The 17,677-nt window shown below is 63.3% G+C and carries 16 protein-coding genes; 10 read left to right on the forward strand and 6 right to left on the reverse strand.

Going from position 1 to position 17,677, the window contains the following annotated elements; all coding sequences use genetic code 11:
* Positions 1-3: 3 nt before the first annotated feature.
* The 6 genes from rfaE2 to HNP47_RS02930 all read left to right on the forward strand — a co-directional run bounded on the left by rfaE2 (position 4) and on the right by HNP47_RS02930 (position 6,516).
* Positions 4-1,458 (forward strand): D-glycero-beta-D-manno-heptose 1-phosphate adenylyltransferase, encoded by a 1,455-nt coding sequence (gene rfaE2 / locus HNP47_RS02905; RefSeq protein ID WP_184278240.1) that lies wholly within the window; start codon positions 4-6, stop codon positions 1,456-1,458.
* Positions 1,459-1,466: 8 nt separating this feature from the next.
* Positions 1,467-2,456 (forward strand): ADP-glyceromanno-heptose 6-epimerase, encoded by a 990-nt coding sequence (gene rfaD, locus HNP47_RS02910; RefSeq protein WP_184279082.1) that lies wholly within the window; start codon positions 1,467-1,469, stop codon positions 2,454-2,456.
* A complete protein-coding gene (locus HNP47_RS02915) occupies positions 2,456-3,547 on the forward strand; it encodes a DUF3089 domain-containing protein (protein WP_184278242.1) in 1,092 nt (363 codons plus the stop codon). The genes rfaD and HNP47_RS02915 overlap by 1 nt, the downstream gene beginning before the upstream one ends.
* Before the next feature lie 75 nt (positions 3,548-3,622).
* Positions 3,623-4,612 carry an SPFH domain-containing protein gene (locus HNP47_RS02920; protein ID WP_055809997.1) on the forward strand — a complete coding sequence of 330 codons (990 nt, stop codon included), beginning with the start codon at positions 3,623-3,625 and terminating at the stop codon, positions 4,610-4,612.
* A 17-nt stretch (positions 4,613-4,629) separates the two neighbouring features.
* Complete coding sequence (locus HNP47_RS02925; RefSeq protein ID WP_184278244.1) at positions 4,630-5,088, forward strand: NfeD family protein; 459 nt, start codon at positions 4,630-4,632, stop codon at positions 5,086-5,088.
* A gap of 30 nt (positions 5,089-5,118) precedes the next feature.
* Positions 5,119-6,516 (forward strand): MFS transporter, encoded by a 1,398-nt coding sequence (locus tag HNP47_RS02930; protein ID WP_184278246.1) that lies wholly within the window; start codon positions 5,119-5,121, stop codon positions 6,514-6,516.
* On the opposite strand, the gene rnhA is transcribed toward HNP47_RS02930, so the two are convergent.
* Positions 6,513-6,965, reverse strand: a complete 453-nt coding sequence (gene rnhA, locus HNP47_RS02935; RefSeq protein ID WP_184278248.1) for a ribonuclease HI — start codon at positions 6,963-6,965, stop codon at positions 6,513-6,515. The two genes, HNP47_RS02930 and rnhA, sit on opposite strands and share 4 nt — an antisense overlap.
* Before the next feature lie 110 nt (positions 6,966-7,075).
* Between rnhA and HNP47_RS02940 the strand changes: the two genes are divergently transcribed.
* Genes HNP47_RS02940 through tatC form a run of 3 tightly spaced genes read left to right on the forward strand, consistent with a single transcriptional unit; the run spans position 7,076 to position 8,762 of the window.
* Entirely contained in the window at positions 7,076-7,294 is a 219-nt protein-coding gene (locus HNP47_RS02940) for a twin-arginine translocase TatA/TatE family subunit (protein ID WP_017503863.1), read from the forward strand.
* Between the two features lie 23 nt (positions 7,295-7,317).
* Positions 7,318-7,875 carry a Sec-independent protein translocase protein TatB gene (gene tatB / locus HNP47_RS02945; RefSeq protein ID WP_184278250.1) on the forward strand — a complete coding sequence of 186 codons (558 nt, stop codon included), beginning with the start codon at positions 7,318-7,320 and terminating at the stop codon, positions 7,873-7,875.
* Entirely contained in the window at positions 7,872-8,762 is an 891-nt protein-coding gene (gene tatC, locus HNP47_RS02950) for a twin-arginine translocase subunit TatC (RefSeq protein WP_184278252.1), read from the forward strand. The genes tatB and tatC overlap by 4 nt, the downstream gene beginning before the upstream one ends.
* Positions 8,763-8,861: 99 nt before the next feature.
* Here tatC and glnA read toward each other — a convergent pair whose 3' ends face one another.
* Positions 8,862-10,268: a type I glutamate--ammonia ligase gene (glnA, locus tag HNP47_RS02955; protein ID WP_184278254.1), complete on the reverse strand. Its 1,407-nt coding sequence runs from the start codon at positions 10,266-10,268 to the stop codon at positions 8,862-8,864.
* Between the two features lie 81 nt (positions 10,269-10,349).
* Positions 10,350-10,688, reverse strand: a complete 339-nt coding sequence (locus HNP47_RS02960) for a P-II family nitrogen regulator (protein ID WP_008261682.1) — start codon at positions 10,686-10,688, stop codon at positions 10,350-10,352.
* Between the two features lie 114 nt (positions 10,689-10,802).
* On the opposite strand from HNP47_RS02960, the gene HNP47_RS02965 reads away from it, so the two are divergent.
* A complete protein-coding gene (locus HNP47_RS02965; protein ID WP_184278256.1) occupies positions 10,803-11,639 on the forward strand; it encodes an NAD(P)H-hydrate dehydratase in 837 nt (278 codons plus the stop codon).
* Positions 11,640-11,668: 29 nt separating this feature from the next.
* Here the strand turns inward: HNP47_RS02965 and HNP47_RS02970 are convergent, their stop codons facing one another.
* From HNP47_RS02970 to HNP47_RS02980, 3 genes are read right to left on the reverse strand one after another with little or no spacing between them, the layout of a single operon-like run.
* Positions 11,669-15,022 carry an error-prone DNA polymerase gene (locus HNP47_RS02970; RefSeq protein ID WP_184278258.1) on the reverse strand — a complete coding sequence of 1,118 codons (3,354 nt, stop codon included), beginning with the start codon at positions 15,020-15,022 and terminating at the stop codon, positions 11,669-11,671.
* The gene (locus tag HNP47_RS02975; RefSeq protein ID WP_311770012.1) at positions 15,019-16,575 is read right to left on the reverse strand and encodes a DNA polymerase Y family protein; all 1,557 of its coding nucleotides are present in this window, start codon (positions 16,573-16,575) and stop codon (positions 15,019-15,021) included. The genes HNP47_RS02970 and HNP47_RS02975 overlap by 4 nt, the downstream gene beginning before the upstream one ends.
* A complete protein-coding gene (locus HNP47_RS02980) occupies positions 16,484-17,263 on the reverse strand; it encodes an ImuA family protein (protein WP_184278260.1) in 780 nt (259 codons plus the stop codon). The genes HNP47_RS02975 and HNP47_RS02980 overlap by 92 nt, the downstream gene beginning before the upstream one ends.
* Positions 17,264-17,677 lie beyond the last annotated feature (414 nt).

A 17,677-nucleotide genomic window follows, 5' to 3' on the forward strand; every position in this document is an offset into this window, starting at 1 on the left:
CCTATGTCTGACACCTTGGACCTGGGCGCCCTGCAAAGCCTGCTGGAGCGCGTGCGCGGCCTGAAGATCGCCTGCGTCGGCGACCTGATGCTGGATCGCTACGTCTATGGCGAGGTCAGCCGCATCTCGCCCGAGGCGCCGATCCCGGTGCTCCGCACCAGCCGCACCGTCGCCATGCCAGGCGGCGTCGGCAACGTTGCGCGCAATGTCGCGGCCCTGGGTGGGGTGGCGCGGCTGGGCGCCGTGATCGGTAACGACACGGCTGGGGCGGAGCTGACTGCTCTAATCGCCGCCGAGACACACATCGAGGACGTCGTCGCGAGGCCGGCAGGCGCGTCCACCATTGTGAAGACGCGCTTCGTCTCGGGAGGGCAACAGCTGCTGCGGTTAGATGACGAGGCTGCGCCGACCGCGATTCAAGATTCGGACGCGTTTGCAGATGCTTCGGTCTGTTTGCTGTCAGATTACGCCAAGGGTGTCGTCAGCGATGCCCTTCTGGCTTCGGCGCTGAACGCGGCGCAGATATCCGGTGCGCCGGTTGTCGTCGATCCAAAGGGAAGGGATTTCGCTCGCTACGGCGCGGTCGATGTCATCAAGCCCAATGCTTCGGAACTAGCCGGCGCTACCGGCCTGCCGGTCGGGACGGACGCCGAGGTCGAGACGGCGCTTGCCGCCTTGCTGGCCGCCACGACCGCCAAGGCGATCATCGTCACCCGTGCGGGCAAGGGCATGAGCCTGGCGCGGCGCGGCGAACTCGTGAAGCACTTCCCCGGCCGGGCGCGCGAAGTCTTCGACGTGTCTGGAGCGGGCGATACAGGCCTGGCCGCCATCGGTTTGGCGCTCGGCGCCGGCGCTTCGCTAGAGATGGCGGTCGAGTTCGCGATCCTGGCTTCGGGCGTGGTCGTCGGGAAGGCCGGCACGGCCGTGGTTACACCCGCCGAGCTGATCGAAGCCGAGCTAAGCCAGCACGCTACCGCTGCAGTATCCAAGGTGACGCCGCTCGACGAGCTGGCGACCGAGGTCGAAGGGTGGCGACGTCAGGGCCTGAAGGTCGGTTTCACCAACGGCTGTTTCGACATTCTGCACCGCGGCCATGTGGCCTATTTAGCGCAGGCCCGCAGCTGGTGCGATCGTCTGGTCGTGGCGCTGAACACCGACGCCTCCGTCAAACGACTGAAGGGCGAGGGGCGTCCGGTGAATGATCTGGATAGTCGCGCCGTCGTTATTGGCGGGCTGGCCAGCGTCGACCGCGTGACCAGCTTCGACGATCCGACGCCGATCGCCCTGATCGAACGGCTTCGTCCTGATATTCTGATCAAGGGCTCGGACTATACGCGAGAGGGCGTCGTGGGCGGCGATCTGGTCGAAAGCTGGGGCGGCGAGGTCAAGCTGGCCGATTTCAAGGACGGCTATTCGACCACGCGAACGATCGAAAAGATGACAGGGAGCGCGCAGTGACGCCGAGAATGATCGTCGTGACCGGCGGCGCCGGTTTCATCGGCTCGAACATCGTTGCGCGGCTGACGGCGGAGACCGCCTATGATGTGGTCGTCTGCGATCGTCTGGAGACGGCTGACCTGGCCAAGTGGAAGAACCTGGCGAAACACGCGATCGCTGACTTCTGGTCGCCGGAAGAGTTGTTCGAAAAGCTGGAGCGTCATGCCGAACGGATTGAGGCCGTGGTGCACATGGGCGCGATCTCTTCGACGACCGAGCCGGACGCCGACCTGATTATGCGGACCAACTTCACCCTGTCGCGCGACCTGTGGGATTGGTGCGCAATCCGGGGATCGCGGATGATCTACGCGTCTTCCGCTGCGACCTATGGCGACGGCGAGACAGGCTTCAACGACGACGACGATGCAGAATCATTGTCGCAGCTTCGCCCTCTAAATGCCTATGGCTATTCGAAACTGCTGTTTGACCAATATGCCGTTCGGCAGGCCGATCGGGGTCAGGCGCCGCGCCAGTGGGCGGGGCTGAAGTTCTTCAACGTCTATGGCCCTAACGAGGGCCACAAAGGCGGAATGAAGTCGGTCGTGGCTCAAATCTGGCCCAAGGTCGCAGCGGATGAGACCGTGACTTTGTTTCGGTCGCACAATCCGAACTATGCGGATGGCGGCCAGATGCGCGACTTCGTCTACGTCGACGATGTGGTCGATATCATCGAGTTTCTGCTTCACTCGTCGCAGGTCTCGGGCATCTTCAACGCAGGGTCGGGCCAGGCGCGGTCATTCGTTGATCTTGCGCGTGCCACCTTCAATGCCGCCGGCAAGACGCCGTCCATCGACTATGTCGAAACGCCCCTGTCGATCCGCGACCGCTACCAATATTTCACCGAAGCCCGCATGGATCGTATCCGCGCCGCAGGCTTCGAGGGGCAGTCTACGCCGCTGGAAGAGGGCGTGCGGCGCTATGTACAGGACTTCCTCGCCACGGCTGATCCGTACCGCTGATGCGTCGGCTGACCTTCAGGCAATGGGTCGGATATGCAGGCTTCGCGGCCGTCTTCGTGCTGACGGCGGCCGTCGCGGTTTGGAGCGGCGACATCCTGAGGGCAGGTCTGGACCCGCAGGTGCCGTTTCAAACCTACAAGCCGCCGCCCGCGCCCGACTATCGAAAGACATCCTCCTGGGCGCTGATCGATCAGGGCGCGCCTAACCAGGCGGCGGTCTTCTTCGTCATGCCGACCACTTTCGATGGCGGGGCCGAGTGGAATGGGCCGATCGACGATGCGCGGGCCAACGCCTATATGCGGCGCGTCGTGCTGCCAAACTATGCGTCGCCCTTCGCCCGGGAAGGCCGGGTCAGCGCACCGCTGTATCGTCAAGCCAGCCTTTACACCCGCCTGACCTTACGTGATGACGCGCGCGAAGCGCGCGCCTTCGCCTATGAGGACGTGAAGGCCGCCTTCGAGCTGTGGCTGCAGCAGCATCCCTCTGGACCCATCGTGATCGCCGGCGTCGAACAGGGCGGAGAGCTGACGGCGCGTCTGGTTCGCGACCAGCTCCGCGCCGAACCGGCGCTGAAGGACAGGCTTGTCGCCGCCTATCTTATCGAGACTCTGGTCGGGCGCGAGATGTTCAGGCAGGCGATCTCGCCCTGCGACGCCGCCGATCGAACGGGGTGTATCGTAGCTTGGGCGTCGGTGCAGGACGGCGACGAACCGGGCGCGCGGCGCAAGCTGAGACGCGCTCTGGAATGGGACGATCGCGGCGATCTGGTGAACCTGTCCACTGACCCCATCTGCGTGAATCCGGTCACGGGTGCTGCGAACCAGCCGCGCGCCGCGGCGCGTCAGCACAGCGGCGCGACCAATGCGACCGGCCTGGAATGGGGCGCCCGGCCGGCTCTGACTGGCCGGTTGATCTCTACCGAATGCCGTGGCGGCCTGTTGTGGCATAGCGCGCCGGACGCCGATTTCTTGACGGCTGGCGGCAGTTGGGCGGATCGGCGCAAGATCGTCCCTTACAATCTCTTTTACGGCGACATCGAACGCGACGTCAGCGTGCGTCTCGCTGCTTGGCGGGCCAAGCGCGGCCTTTAAAGCGGCCGTCCTCTCAGTTTGTCTGGCGCGGCTCGCGCACAGCGGGTAGGCTTGCCGCGTCAGGGAGGGATTTGAATGGACGTGACCACCATCTTCGCCGGCGTCGTGCTGCTGCTGGCCATCGTGCTGTTGATCAGCGTAATCAAGATCGTGCCGCAAGGCCGTGAATTTACGGTCGAACGGTTCGGAAAGTACACCAAGACGCTGAGCCCTGGCATCGGGTTCCTGACGCCGTTCGTGGAACGCGTCGGTCGCCGTATGAACATGATGGAGCAGGTGCTGGACGTGCCGACTCAGGAGGTCATCACCAAGGACAACGCCATGGTGAAGGTCGACGGCATCGTCTTCATCCAGGTGATGGACTCAGCCCGCGCCGCCTATCGCGTCGACGATCTGCCCTATGCGATTTCGCAGCTGTGCATGACCAATCTGCGGACCGTCGTCGGTTCGATGGAACTGGATGAGGTGCTGAGCCAGCGCGACAGCATCAACACGCGCCTGCTGCATGTCATCGACGCAGCGACCGAGCCGTGGGGCGTCAAAGTCAATCGGATCGAGATCAAGGACCTGACCCCGCCGACCGATATCACCAACGCCATGGCCCGTCAGATGAAGGCCGAGCGTGAACGTCGGGCTGTCATCACCGAGGCAGACGGCGAGAAATCCGCCGCCATCGCTCGCGCCGAGGGCGCCAAACAGGCCGCCATCCTTCAGGCCGAGGGCCGCAAGGAAGCCGCCTTCCGCGACGCCGAGGCGCGCGAGCGCGAGGCTGAGGCCGAGGCCCGCGCCACGGCCATGGTGTCGGAAGCCATCGCCCGCGGGGACGTCAACGCCATCAACTATTTCGTGGCTCAGAAATACGTCGAGGCCTTTGCGGAACTGGCGCGCAGCCCGCAGCAGCGCACCGTCATCGTGCCTGCTGAAATGGGCGCCCTGGTCGGCACAATCGCCGGCATCGGCGAGATGGTGAGCCTGGCTAAGGATCAGAACTCGGGCGCGACCCCACCCGTGCGCCCCGCGCCGCCCCGCCGCCCCGCCGGGGGCTCCGTTTCACCCTCGGCCTGATCCACGGAGGCTGACCGATGATGTCGCTTGCTGATCTTTATGTAGCCCAGCCGTTCTGGATCTGGTTGGCGATCGGGGTTCTGCTGCTGGCGGTCGAGGCGATGTTCTCGACCGAGTGGCTGCTGTGGCCGGCCGTGTCGGCCGGCGTCGTCGCGGTCATGACGGCGGCGGGCGTGCGGTTGGGGTTGCCGGGCGAGGTCGCCGTATTCGCGGTTCTGACCGTCATCGCCACCCTGCTGTCCCGCCGTCTGATCTCCAAAGCCAATCCCGATGGTCCCGACATCAATGACCGAGACAGCCGTCTGGTTGGTCAGCGTGCGCGGGTGGTCGAGACGTTTGTCGCGGGTCGCGGTCGCGTCTTCATCTCCGGCGCTGAATGGCCGGCCGAGATCGTTGGCGAGGCGCCGATCGAAGGACAGGATGTCGTCGTGATGCGCGTGAACGGCTCGTTGCTGACGGTGCAGTCGCCCGTCTGAACGCAACGGTCGCATCGGCGTTCGTCAGGCATGAGAGACATACAGAACGCCGTCACGGACGGTTTGCCGACACCCAGGCGCTATTGGGCCATCGTGTCCATCGGTCTGGGCATCACGCTTGCCGTTCTGGATGGCGCGATCGCCAATGTCGCGCTGCCGTCGATTGCGCAGGATTTACAGGCGTCATCGGCCGCCTCGATCTGGATCGTCAACGCGTATCAGATCGCCATCGTGGTCGCTCTTTTGCCACTGGCGTCGCTGGGCGAGATCGTTGGCTATCGGCGTGTGTCACAGGCGGGTCTGGCCGTCTTCACCCTGGCCTCCATCGCCTGTGTGTTCGCCAATTCCATCGAGACGCTCAGCCTCGCCCGGGTCATCCAAGGCTTCGGAGCGGCAGGCATCATGAGCGTCAATGGGGCCTTGGTCCGTTACACCTATCCGCAGCGACTGCTGGGTCGCGCGGTCGGAATCAACGCGGTGATCGTTTCGCTGGCGGCGGCGGCGGGGCCCACGATCGCAAGCGCCATCCTGGCTGTCGGACACTGGCGCTGGCTGTTTGCACTGAATGTGCCGATCGGCTTGCTGGCGGTGTCGCTGGCGGGTTTCACCCTGCCGCACAACCGACTTCAGCCGCGAAAGCTGAATTGGGTCGGGGCTGCGCTCAACGCCGCCGCGTTCGGCCTGCTGATCACCGGCCTTCAATCGCTCGCGCATGGTGAGGCCGCCGTTCTGGGCTTTGGTCTGACAGGGGCAGGGCTCGCAGCCGGGATCTTGCTGATTCGCCACGAGCGCTCACGGACTTCGCCACTGATCCCCCTCGATCTGCTGGCGCGACCGATGTTCAGCCTGTCAGTCGCCACATCGGTCATATCGTTCACCGCTCAGATGATGGCGTTCGTCGCTTTGCCGTTCTTTCTCCAAGGCGCGTTGGGGCTTACGGCGGTCCAGACCGGCCTGCTGATGACGCCTTGGCCACTGGCGACCATGATCGCAGCGCCGCTGGCCGGCCATCTGTCTGATCGCTATTCGGCGGGCGTGCTGGGCGCCATCGGCCTTAGCCTGTTTGCTTGCGGCCTGATGGCGCTCAGTTTTCTCAGTGCCGATTCGACCCATTTCGACATCATATGGCGCATGGCGCTTTGCGGCGCGGGCTTCGGATTTTTCCAGTCGCCCAACAATCGCGCGATGTTGTCGGAAGCCCCAAAGGACCGCGCCGGGGCAGCGGGTGGAACCTTGGGCATGGCGCGGGTCGTCGGCCAATCCCTGGGCGCCGTGGTGGTGGCCTTCCTGCTGTCAGCCGCGCCGATCAACGGCGTCGGTCACGGGTTCCAGATTGCGGCCGTCACGGCCCTGTTCGGCGCCGTGATGAGCGGATCGCGGGTCCGCCGACGTTCAGCCGAGCCGGATAAGGAGGTCGAGGCGGTCTAGCGCCGGGGCAGTTCCGCGACACCGCGATTCGCCAGTTGGTCGGCGCGTTCGTTCAGTTCGTGGCCGGCATGACCCTTCACCCACCGCCATTTCACGTCGTGACGCAGGCGCGCCGCGTCCAGCCGCTGCCACAGGTCTGCGTTTTTTACAGGCTTCTTATCGGCCGTCAGCCAACCGCGCGCCTTCCAGCCGCGCATCCATTCGGTGATCCCCTGCATGACGTATTTGCTGTCGGTATGCAGTTCGACCTTGCAGGGCCGTTTCAGGGCTTCCAGCGCCATTATGGCGGCCATCAGCTCCATGCGATTGTTGGTCGTGTTGGGCTCGCCGCCCCATAATTCCTTTTCGCGACCGCCGCCGGCCTGAAGCACGGCGCCCCAGCCTCCGGGGCCCGGATTGCCCTTGCAGGCGCCGTCGGTGTGGATGATGACGTGATCGGAGGGACTCATGGTCGCGCAGACCTACAGCCTCCCTTGGCGCGGGGCCATCACTGCGCCTATATGCGGGTCAAATAAGAGTGGATGGGATCGGATGACCGATCCCCGCGAGGAGATTAGCCATGGGCTCCATGAGCATCTGGCATTGGGCCATCGTCATCGTCGTCATCGCGCTGCTGTTCGGCGGCCGGGGCAAGCTGTCGGGCATCATGGGTGACGCCGCCAAGGGCATCCGCGCCTTCAAGGACGGCCTGAAGGACGAAGACAAGAAGGACGGCCCGCACGAGGGCGTCAGCTCGCTGCCGCGCACCGAGGCGGAAAAGGAAGAGCTGAAGCGCTAGTCGTCGTCTGTAAGGGCTGACGCATGGGCGGGCTCGGCCCCGGTATCGGGGGCTTCGAATTAGTGGTGATCGGTCTGGTGGCCCTGCTTGTCGTGGGGCCAAAAGACCTGCCTGTCCTGATGCGTCGCGTCGGTCAGATGGTGGCCAAGGCGCGCGCCATGGCCAACGAGTTTCGATCCAGTTTCGACGAAATGGCGCGTCAGTCCGAACTGGATGACCTGCGCAAGGAGGTCGAGGCGCTGCGGACGGGGCAGGGGGCCATGTACCCCTTGGGCGCAGAGGCGGACACCGCCTTTAAGGACATCAACGCCGGATTGACCGGGCCGACTGCGGCCACTGCACTGCCTGCGCCCGAGCCGGCGGCGCCGGTGATGTCGCCTGCGGCGGACGAATGGCCGGACACGCCGGTGCCTGTCGAGCCCATCACGGCGACGAAACCCAAACGAACGGCCCCCAAGGCCAAGACGGGGACGGGTGCTTCGGGATCGGCGACGGCCAAGGCTCGCTCAGCCGCGAAACCGAAGGCCGCCGCGCCTGCCGCCAAGACCAAGCCCTCGCGCAAGAAAGCCGCTGACCTGTGACGCCTTCCGATCGTGATGAGGCCGAGATCGAGGCGTCGCGCGCGCCCCTGATGGATCACCTGATCGAGCTGCGCGGACGACTGCTCGTCTGTGTGGTAGCTTTCTTCCTGGCTTTCATCCTCTGCTTCGCCTTCGCCAACCAGATCCAGATTGCGCTGATCAAGCCGTATCAGGCCGCTGTGGCGATCCATGCCGCTGCCCTGGCGACCGGCGGCCACGCCAATCCCATCGAACTGATCGCGGTGATGACGGGAATCAGACCCTATCCGCCGGGCAGCGCCGCCGTTGTCCAGCTGATCGCCACGGCGCCGCTGGAACAGCTCTTCACCAAGATGAAGATCGCGGCCTTCGGTGCGGCGGTCCTGACCTTCCCCGTGATGGCGTGGCAGATGTACCGGTTCGTCGCGCCGGGTCTCTATCGCAACGAGCGTGGTGCGTTTCTGCCGTTCCTGATCGCCGCGCCTGTGATGTTCTGCCTGGGCGGGGCATTGGTCTATTACGTCATGCTGCCATTCGTGATGCTGTTCTCGCTGAGCCAGCAGGTGGCCACCGACGGCATATCCGTGGCGCAAACCACCAAGATTTCCGACTACCTCAGCCTGGTGACCTCGCTGCTGCTCGCCTTCGGTCTTTGCTTCCAGCTACCCGTGGTGACGACTCTTCTGGGCCTCGCTGGCCTGATCAGCTCCAAGGTCATGGCGGCCGGTCGGCGCTACGCCATCGTCGCCGTGGTCGTGGTCGCGGCGGTCGTCACGCCGCCCGATCCGATCAGCCAACTGATGCTGGCCGTGCCGCTGGTCATTCTCTACGAAATTTCAATCTGGTGCGTGCGACTGATCGAGCTGCGCCGCAAGAAGGCGGACGATCTGGAAGCCGAGATCGCTTAGCGCCACGTCGGCGTGTCGATCGCTGCTCGAAGCAGCAAGGCCATGCAAAAAGGGCCGGGGAGCGATCCCCGGCCCTTTGTCTTGACTGCGATCAGGTGATCAGCAGCTGTAGTACATGTCGAACTCGACCGGGTGCGGGTGCAGTTGCAGACGCATCACCTCTTCCATCTTCAGTTCGATGTAGCTGTCGATGAAGTCGTCATCCATGACGCCGCCCTTCTTGAGGAAGGCGCGGTCCTTATCCAGGTTCTCCAGCGCTTCACGCAGCGAGCCGCAAACCTCGGGGATCGAGCCGCGCTCTTCCGGCGGCAGGTCGTAGAGGTTCTTGTCGGCGGGCGCGCCCGGATCAATCCGGTTCTCGATCCCGTCCAGGCCGGCCATCAGCAGGGCGACGAAGGTCAGATAGGGATTGCCCATCGGATCGGGGAAGCGGGCTTCCAGACGCTTGGCCTTGGGCGAGGAGACGTGCGGGATACGGATTGAGGCCGAACGGTTGCGGGCCGAATAGGCCAGCTTCACCGGGGCTTCATAGCCGGGGACCAGACGCTTGTAGCTGTTGGTGGTCGAGTTGGCGAAGGCGTTGATGGCCTTGGCGTGCTTGATGATGCCGCCGATGTACCACAGACATTCCTGCGACAGACCGGCGTACTGGTCGCCGGCGAACTGGGGCTTGCCGTCCTTCCAGATCGACATGTGGACGTGCATGCCCGAACCGTTGTCCGCAAACATCGGCTTGGCCATGAAGGTCGCCGACTTGCCGTAGGCGTGGGCCACATTGTGGATCACGTACTTATAGAGCTGCAGCCGGTCGGCCATGGTCAGCAGGTCCGAGAACTTCAGGCCCAGTTCGTGCTGAGCCGGAGCCACCTCGTGGTGGTGCTTCTCGGGCTGAAGGCCCAGATCGCGCATGACGCCCAGCATTTCGCCGCGCAGGTCCTGTCCGGAATCGACCGGATTGACGGGGAAATAGCCGCCCTTGGGTCCAGGGCGATGGCCCATATTGCCTTCGGAATATTCAGCGCCGGTGTTGGCGGGCAACTCGGTCGAATCGTAGCTGTAGCCGGTATCGTGCGGCTGGGTGGACCAACGCACGTCGTCGAAGATGAAGAACTCGGCTTCCGGTCCGAAGAAGACCTGGTCGCCCACGCCCGACGACTGGACGTAAGACAGCGCCTTCTTGGCCATTGAGCGGCTGTCGCGGTTGTAGGGCTCGCCGGTGTCCGGGTTCAGCACGTCGCAGAACAGGAACATCGTCTTCTGCTGATAGAAGGGATCGATGTAAGCCGTAGTCAGGTCCGGCTTCAGCAGCATGTCGGACTCGTTGATGGCCTTCCAGCCCGCGATCGACGAACCGTCAAACATCGTGCCTTCGTTCAGGAAGTCCTCGTCGACCAGGTCGACGTCGAAGGTGACGTGCTGCAAACGGCCGCGCGTGTCGGTGAAGCGGACGTCCACATATTGGACCTCCTGATCCTTGATCTCTTTGAGGATCTTGCTGGCGCTCATTCTCGAAAAGTCCTGTTCTTGTCGTTTGGGGAGGAGACCGGACAGCGACCCGAGGGCCGAGGGCCGGGGAGGGTAGTCAGGTCAGACGGCTTGGGCTCCGGTTTCGCCGGTGCGGATGCGGATCACCTCGGCGACGTCGGACACGAAGATCTTGCCGTCGCCGATCTTGCCTGTGCGCGCCGAGGTCTGAATGGCCTCGACAACCGCGGGCGCGAGGTCGTCGGCGACGACCACCTCGATCTTGATCTTGGGCAGAAAGTCGATGACGTATTCTGCGCCGCGATACAGTTCGGAATGACCCTTCTGGCGGCCATATCCCTTGGCCTCCAGCACAGTCATGCCTTGCACGCCCACGTCCTGGAGCGCCTCTTTGACGTCATCCAGCTTGAAGGGCTTGATGATGGCTTCGATTTTCTTCATGGCGACCCCGGAGCGGCGCACGGAATGCAGCGGCGCTCGGGCGCGAATGGGACACAGCAGGGCCGCTCAAAGCAAGCGATTTTCGCAGGCTGGCGAAGGATAATCGGAACGCGGATGATAGAAACCAACGACCCGACGATCTGGCGCAATTTTCTGCCTTGGCCGAGCGCGGAAACGCACAAGCATGCGCGTGGTCGTTTGACGGTCGTTTCAGGAAAGGCGCATCACACCGGCGCCGCGCGGCTTGCAGCCCATGCGGGGCTCAGGATGGGCGCTGGAGTCGTGCGAATCCTTTGTCCGCCAGATGCAGCGTCGGTGATCGCGCCGGCGGTTCAGGCGGTGATGCTGACGCCTTTTTCTTCACCCGAAAACTTAAGTCGGGAAGCCGCCGGCAGTGACGCCGTCGTGATCGGTCCGGCCGCAGGCTTGGACGATGCAACGATCGCGAACATCCAGGCGCTCGGCTCGACCGGCGCCGTTCTGGTGATCGACGCCGATGGTCTGTCGGTCTTCAAAGGTCGGACTGCCGAATTGTTCGCCGTGTTGGATCGCGACGATATCCTGACGCCGCATGAAGGCGAGTTCGAGCGACTGTTCCCAGGGCTGCTTGCAAAAGGCCGCGAAACGGCCGTTCAAGATGCGGCGCGAGCGGCCCAGGCGACGATCGTCCTGAAGGGCGCACAGACACTGATCGCATCGCCTGACGGCCGCGTCCGCCGAAATGGCAATGGTTCGCCATGGCTGGCGACGGCCGGAACCGGCGACGTCCTGGCCGGCATGATCGGCGGATTGGCCGCCCAGCGCATGAACAGCTTCGATGCCGCTTGCGCCGCAGTCTGGCTTCATTCCGACGCGGCAGAGCGTTTTGGTCCCGGACTGACCTCAGACGATCTCTACGATGCCTTGCCGAAGACGTTGTTCGAGCAGTGGAGTATCGGGAATCAAAAGTGACATTTTGAATTCGGTCCCGCAATTTTGGATCAATGAAAATCTCTAGATCCGGGCAGGATACGCACATCACGGGGATGGCTATGCGGCGGATGGCGGGGTGTCTGGGGATGGGCGACGACATCGGCGCGGGCGAGTTGGACGCTGATTTCGTGATCCTGAGATAGGCGGGACAGTTCGCTGGAGCGATCGATGACGCGGCGGGCGACCAAGTGGACGACGCCTTCGGGGCTCTTTTCAACCACGCCTTCGACCGCCATCAGACGGGCGGCCATGACCTCGCGGCGGAACTGCTCGAACATCCGCGCCCACAGGACAACGTTGATGATGCCGGTCTCGTCTTCCAGGGTGACGAAGATGGCGTTGCCCTTGCCAGGGCGTTGACGGACCAAAACCACACCGCCGACCTTCACCACGGCGCCACCGCGTCGGGCCTCGGTCTGGACGCAGGTCAGGAAACCTTCGGCGTCGAAGATCGGGCGCAGGATGGCCATTGGGTGAGCCTTCAGAGACAGGCGCAGTGTCTGGTAGTCGGCGGCGACATGCTCGCCTAGCAGCATGGTCGGCAACCGGGCGTCGGGTTCGGCGCCGAGCTCGCGGGCGTCTGCAGCGGCGAACAACGGCAGCGGCGCATCGTCAGGCAGGCGGCGAACGGCCCACAGGGCTTCACGCCGGTCTAGCCCCAGCGAGCGGAAGGCGTCGGCGTCCGCCAGTTTGCGCAGAGCGGCAGACGGCAGGGCGGCGTGCCTGGCCAGGGCCTCGATGTCGCGTATCGGGAAGGCGCGGGCGGCGGCGAGCGCCTCTGCCCAATCTCCGCGGAAGCCCTCAATCTGGCGCAGGCCGATACGCAACGCCGGCGTTCTGTCCGAACCTTCCAGACTGTTGTCCCAGCCGCTGTAGGAAACATCGACCGGCCGCACCTCGACGCTGTGTTCGTGGGCGTCGCGTACAATCTGGGCCGGGGCGTAGAAGCCCATCGGCTGGCTGTTCAAAAGGGCGCAGGCGAAGGCCGCAGGATAGTGGCATTTAATCCACGACGAGACATAGACCAGTTGGGCGAAAGAGGCCGCGTGGCTTTCCGGAAAGCCATAGGATCCGAAACCCTTGATTTGGTCAAAGCAACGCTGGGCGAAGGTTGGATCGTAGCCGCGTTCGATCATGCGGCCGACCATTCGGTCTTCGTAGGTGTGCAGTGTGCCGTCGCCTCGGAAGGTGCCCATGGCCTTGCGCAGGCCGTTGGCTTCCTTTTCGTTGAACTCGGCCGCGACCATGGCAACCTTCATGGCCTGTTCCTGAAACAGGGGCACGCCCAGGGTCTTTTCCAGAACCTGTTTCAGTTCGTCTTCAGGATACTGCGGCCCCGGGCTTGAGTAGTCCGGCTCCTCCAGCCCGTTGCGACGGCGGAGATAGGGGTGAACCATGTCGCCCTGGATCGGACCGGGCCGGACGATGGCGACCTGGATCACCAAGTCATAAAGGCGGCGCGGCTTTAGCCGGGGCAACATGTTGATCTGGGCGCGGCTCTCGACCTGAAACACGCCGATGGAGTCGCCCTTGCACAGCATGTCGTAAACGGCGGGATCGTCGCGCGGGATCGCATGCAGCGCCCAATCGTCCCCGTGATGAGCGCGGATCAAGTCGAACGCCTTGCGGATGCAGGTCAGCATGCCGAGCGCCAGCACATCGACCTTCATCAGGCGGAGTGCATCGATGTCGTCCTTGTCCCATTCGATGAAGGTGCGATCCGGCATGGCGGCATTGCCGATGGGGACCAGTTCGTCCAGCCGGTCCTGGGTCAGGACGAATCCCCCGACATGCTGGGACAGGTGGCGGGGGAAGTTCAGCAGCCGCATTGCCATCCTCACCGCACGCTGGATCATGGGATTGGCGGGATCGAGGCCCGCCTGTTCGACATGGCGCTCGCCGATCTCACTGCCCCAACTGCCCCACTGGCTGGAGGCCAGGCGGGCGGTGACGTCCTCGGTCAGACCGAGGACCTTGCCGACGTCACGGATTGCGCTCTTAGGGCGATAACGAATGACGGTGGCGGCGATGCCGGCGCGCTCGCGGCCATAGCGAGCATAGATGTGCTGGATGACCTCTTCGCGCCGCTCGTGCTCAAAATCGACGTCGATGTCTGGCGGCTCGCCACGGTCGGTGGAAAGGAATCGTTCGAACAACAGATCGGATTCCGCCGGGTCCACCGCCGTGATGCCCAACACGTAACAGACAGCGGAATTAGCGGCAGAACCTCGACCTTGGCATAAGATCCGCTTGTCGTGCGCCACTCGCACGATGTCGTAGATGGTCAAGAAGTATGGCGCGTAGTTGGCCTTTGCGATGAAGGTCAGTTCCTTCTTCAGCAGCGCCGTCACCTTCTTAGGCAAACCGTCGGGATACCGCATCTCGGCATGGCGCCACGTCAGGCGCTCCAACCAGCCCTGCGGCGTCTCACCAGGCGGGGTCGTCTCGTTGGGATACTGGTACCGGATGTCACTCAGATCGAAACCGATACGAGCCAGAATTTGCTCCGTTTCGGTGATGGCCTCGGGCGCTTCGCGAAACAGGCGCGCCATTTCGGCGGGCGGCTTTAACCAGCGTTCGGCATTAGCGTTCAGGCGCCGGCCCGCGCTCTCGATTGTCACGCCTTCGCGAATACAGGTCAGCACGTCCTGCAGATCGCGTTGGATCGGGTCATGATAAAGCACGTCGTTGACGGCCAGAAGCGGTGCGCCGCTTTGCTCTGACAGTGTCTTTAGCCGGGCCAGTCTTCGACGGTCGTCGCCGTTGCGCCCCATCACCGCGCCCAGCCAAACCGCGCCGGGCGACGCATCGGTCAACTGCGCCAAGACCTGATCTATGCCATTCAACCGTTCGCCCGGCATGAGGATCAGCAGCAGATCCTCAGGCGCGGTCAGCAGATCGCGCAGTCCTATCTCGCACTGCCCCTTCACCGCCCGGCGATTGCCCAGGGTCAGCAGCCGCGTCAGTCGTCCCCAGCCGGCGCGCGTTTCGGGATAGACGATGACGTGGGGCGTTCCGTCGTTGAAGGCAAGACGCGCGCCCGTCGCCAGTTTGAAGGTCGCGGCCCGTTCTTTCACCATTTGCGACAGAGCGGGATCGTTAAGCGGATCCTCGACATAGGCCACTTCACCGGGCCCGCCGCCAGCCCGCACGACATCGGGCGGCGATAGCCCATCCTCGCGAATAGCGCGCAGGGCGCTCCATGCCCGCACCACACCGGCGACCGTATTGCGATCGGCCAGTCCCAGGCCCGTATGACCCCTCAATATAGCCGTCAGTATCAGATCTTTGGGATGCGACGCACCTCGCAGAAAGGAAAAATTGCTGGCGCTGGCCAACTCGGCGTAGGCGGGCGCAATCATGCGAAAAGACCATGCACGAACCAACGCGGTTCGTCGGTTTCACCATAAAGGCCTTGGCGGAACAGCCAGAAGCGGCGCCCTTCACGGTCCTCGACTCTGTAATAGTCGCGCGTCTTCTGGTCCGGCGCGCGCCACCACTCGCCGCCGATTCGCTCCGGCCCCTCTGCCAGAGCCACCTCGTGCAGCACACGGCGCCAGCGGAAGCGCAGGGGCGAACCGTCCGGCACCTCCGCCAAGGTCTCAACAGGTTGAGGCGGATCGAATATCTGCAGGGGGCGCAGGGGCGGATCGTCAGGATCGAGATCGGGCCAGTCGTGGATCGGCTGCAGGGTCTTCATCGTCGCGGGGACCATCCGACCGGCGCGTTCGGGGATGTGTGACCCAAGAGGCTCGAAACTTAGAACCGCCTCAGGACCCAGACGCGCCGTCAGTCGATCGATAAGGCGACTGAAATCCTCGCCGTCCGCACGGTTGCCGTCCAGGCCGCGCTGAGCCGGTTTCAACGTCTGGGTTTCTAGAACCGACAGCCGCATCTGATCGAAGCCGAAACCGGGATCCAGCGGATTGGCCAAGGCCGCCAGACGTTCTCGGAACAGGCGCAACACCACATTCACATCGCGTGTCGGGTGACCCGTCCGTGCGACAATGCGGCGGATTTGACCATCGACGCGGTAAAAGCCGGCCTCGAACGCCCGCCCACCTTGGCCTGCTTGCTCCAGCCGATCGGAGGTGGCGACCATCAGATCGGATAAAACGCGATCCACATCCGCATCGGTGAGAACGGGTTCAAAGAAGACGCGGTCCATAACGATGGGCGGCGGCGGGCGATGCGGCGTAATCCGAACGTCTTCGTCCCCGAGGACGCGCGCCAGTCTGGCAGGAAAGTCGGCGCCGAAACGGGCAGCCAAGGGCGCGCGTGGGCGGTCGTCCAAATCAGCGATACATTTCAGGCCCGCACGCTGTAGAGCCTGGGTGTCGCGCTCTGACAGTTCCAGCGCGGTGATCGGCAGTCGGCGTACGGCTTGTCGAACCTGCCGTGCATCGTACAGGCCGCCCCGCCCGAAACGGACCAGGGCTCGCGCCGCTTGAGGCGTGGACGCCAAGCCGCTGCGGACCTCCAGGCCAATGCGCCCTGCACGCTGATGCGCGGCGCGCACCAAGCCATCCTCGCCGCCGAACAGATGGGCGCAGCCAGTAATGTCCAGCATCAGTCCGTGCGGCGCGTCCTCGGCGATCATTGGGGTGAAGCGGCCGAAGTCCTCCAGCATCTGCCGCAACAGGACCAAATCCGATCTCGGCCTATGGACGATGGTGTGAAGCCTCGGCGTTCGCGCCCGAGCGTCCGCCAGAGTCAGGCCCGGCATCAGTCCAGCTTGCGCCGCAGCCGGATCAATAGCCGCCAGACGAAGGGCGCCGCAGACCTTCTCGACCAAAACCACCGGCGTTGGGTCAGGCCGAGTTTCATGCGACGCGTCGCGGGCTCTCGCCTCGCGCTTCAGCCGGTCGCTGGGCAGCCATGGGAACCACAGCGCGAGGTAGCGGCGCGGGCTCACGGAACAATCGGGCGTCACGATCCCACTCCAAGACCCAGTTTTTCGCTTCGCCGCCGCCTCTGTGTCGCAGCAGAGTAAGCGAGAAAGATGGATGACCAGGCGCGCCTCCGGCCAGAGGGACGGAGGCTGTTGCTTTCACAGACCATCTTGTTTCAGCCGCGCTTGGAGTTGGTTCGGCCCCAGCACGCATAAAAAAAAGCGTAGCGCCTTCAGACTTGGCCGCCAGAGCAAGGCGTCGACTTGCGGTCAATGACAGGTCTTTGGAATCGCCCCACGCGCTAATCACAACAGAACCGACTGACGAGGTCTTTAATGATTCCTCACCAATAATTAGAAGGCTTTTTATATTGGGGGCTTTTGCAAATAATATTTCAGATGTTTCAATTCCTATTTCTTCGATACCACCACCATAAGGATCTCCAAATTCAGAAATCATCATTGAGTGCACTGCCCATACTAAGCGCCGTCCGTTTGAGGACATTGCGCCAGCCATCAAAGCAAAGGCGTTTACCGCAACAGCGTCGGCCGCAGTGGACGCATATAACTCATGAACCGCTCCCTGCTTAAAAATACGAGATAATGCATCAGGCGTCTGATTTTTAAGGCAATTATCCGTATCTCTCTTTTCGAACGTCGTGAGTTTTTGACGTAAAAGGGATAATCGCTCAGCTCTGTTGATGTTCTCCATTTGTTCTTATTTGCGTCAAGCGTTGAGCTTTTGTCAAGCCATATGGATCGGCTGGAAGGATATGCCGGATGGCCAACTGCGAGTTCGCTTGGACATTCCACGGTCACGGATGGGCGTCATGGCTGGCCGGATCAATCGGTCGCTTCCGGCCGGAAACCAGGAGCAGGGATCGTTATCGTCGCCGGCGATCAAGCGAAGGACTGGATTGTGTGGGGTCGATATAATCGGGGACGGAATGTACGCCGACCTAAGAAAGATCAGCACGCGCGGCGGTCTGCCGCTTCCCGACGGTGTAACGGCTACTCAGGGAGTGGCTCTAACCTTCAATCCGAGCGCAAAGCGACCGGTGAGAAGTTCCTCATTGATCCGACTGTGAACTGACGCAGATTAATTAGACGACTAGGCTTCGACGCA

The sequence above is a fragment of the Brevundimonas vesicularis genome, from assembly GCF_014204545.1.
Classification (GTDB): Bacteria; Pseudomonadota; Alphaproteobacteria; order Caulobacterales; family Caulobacteraceae; genus Brevundimonas; species Brevundimonas vesicularis_B.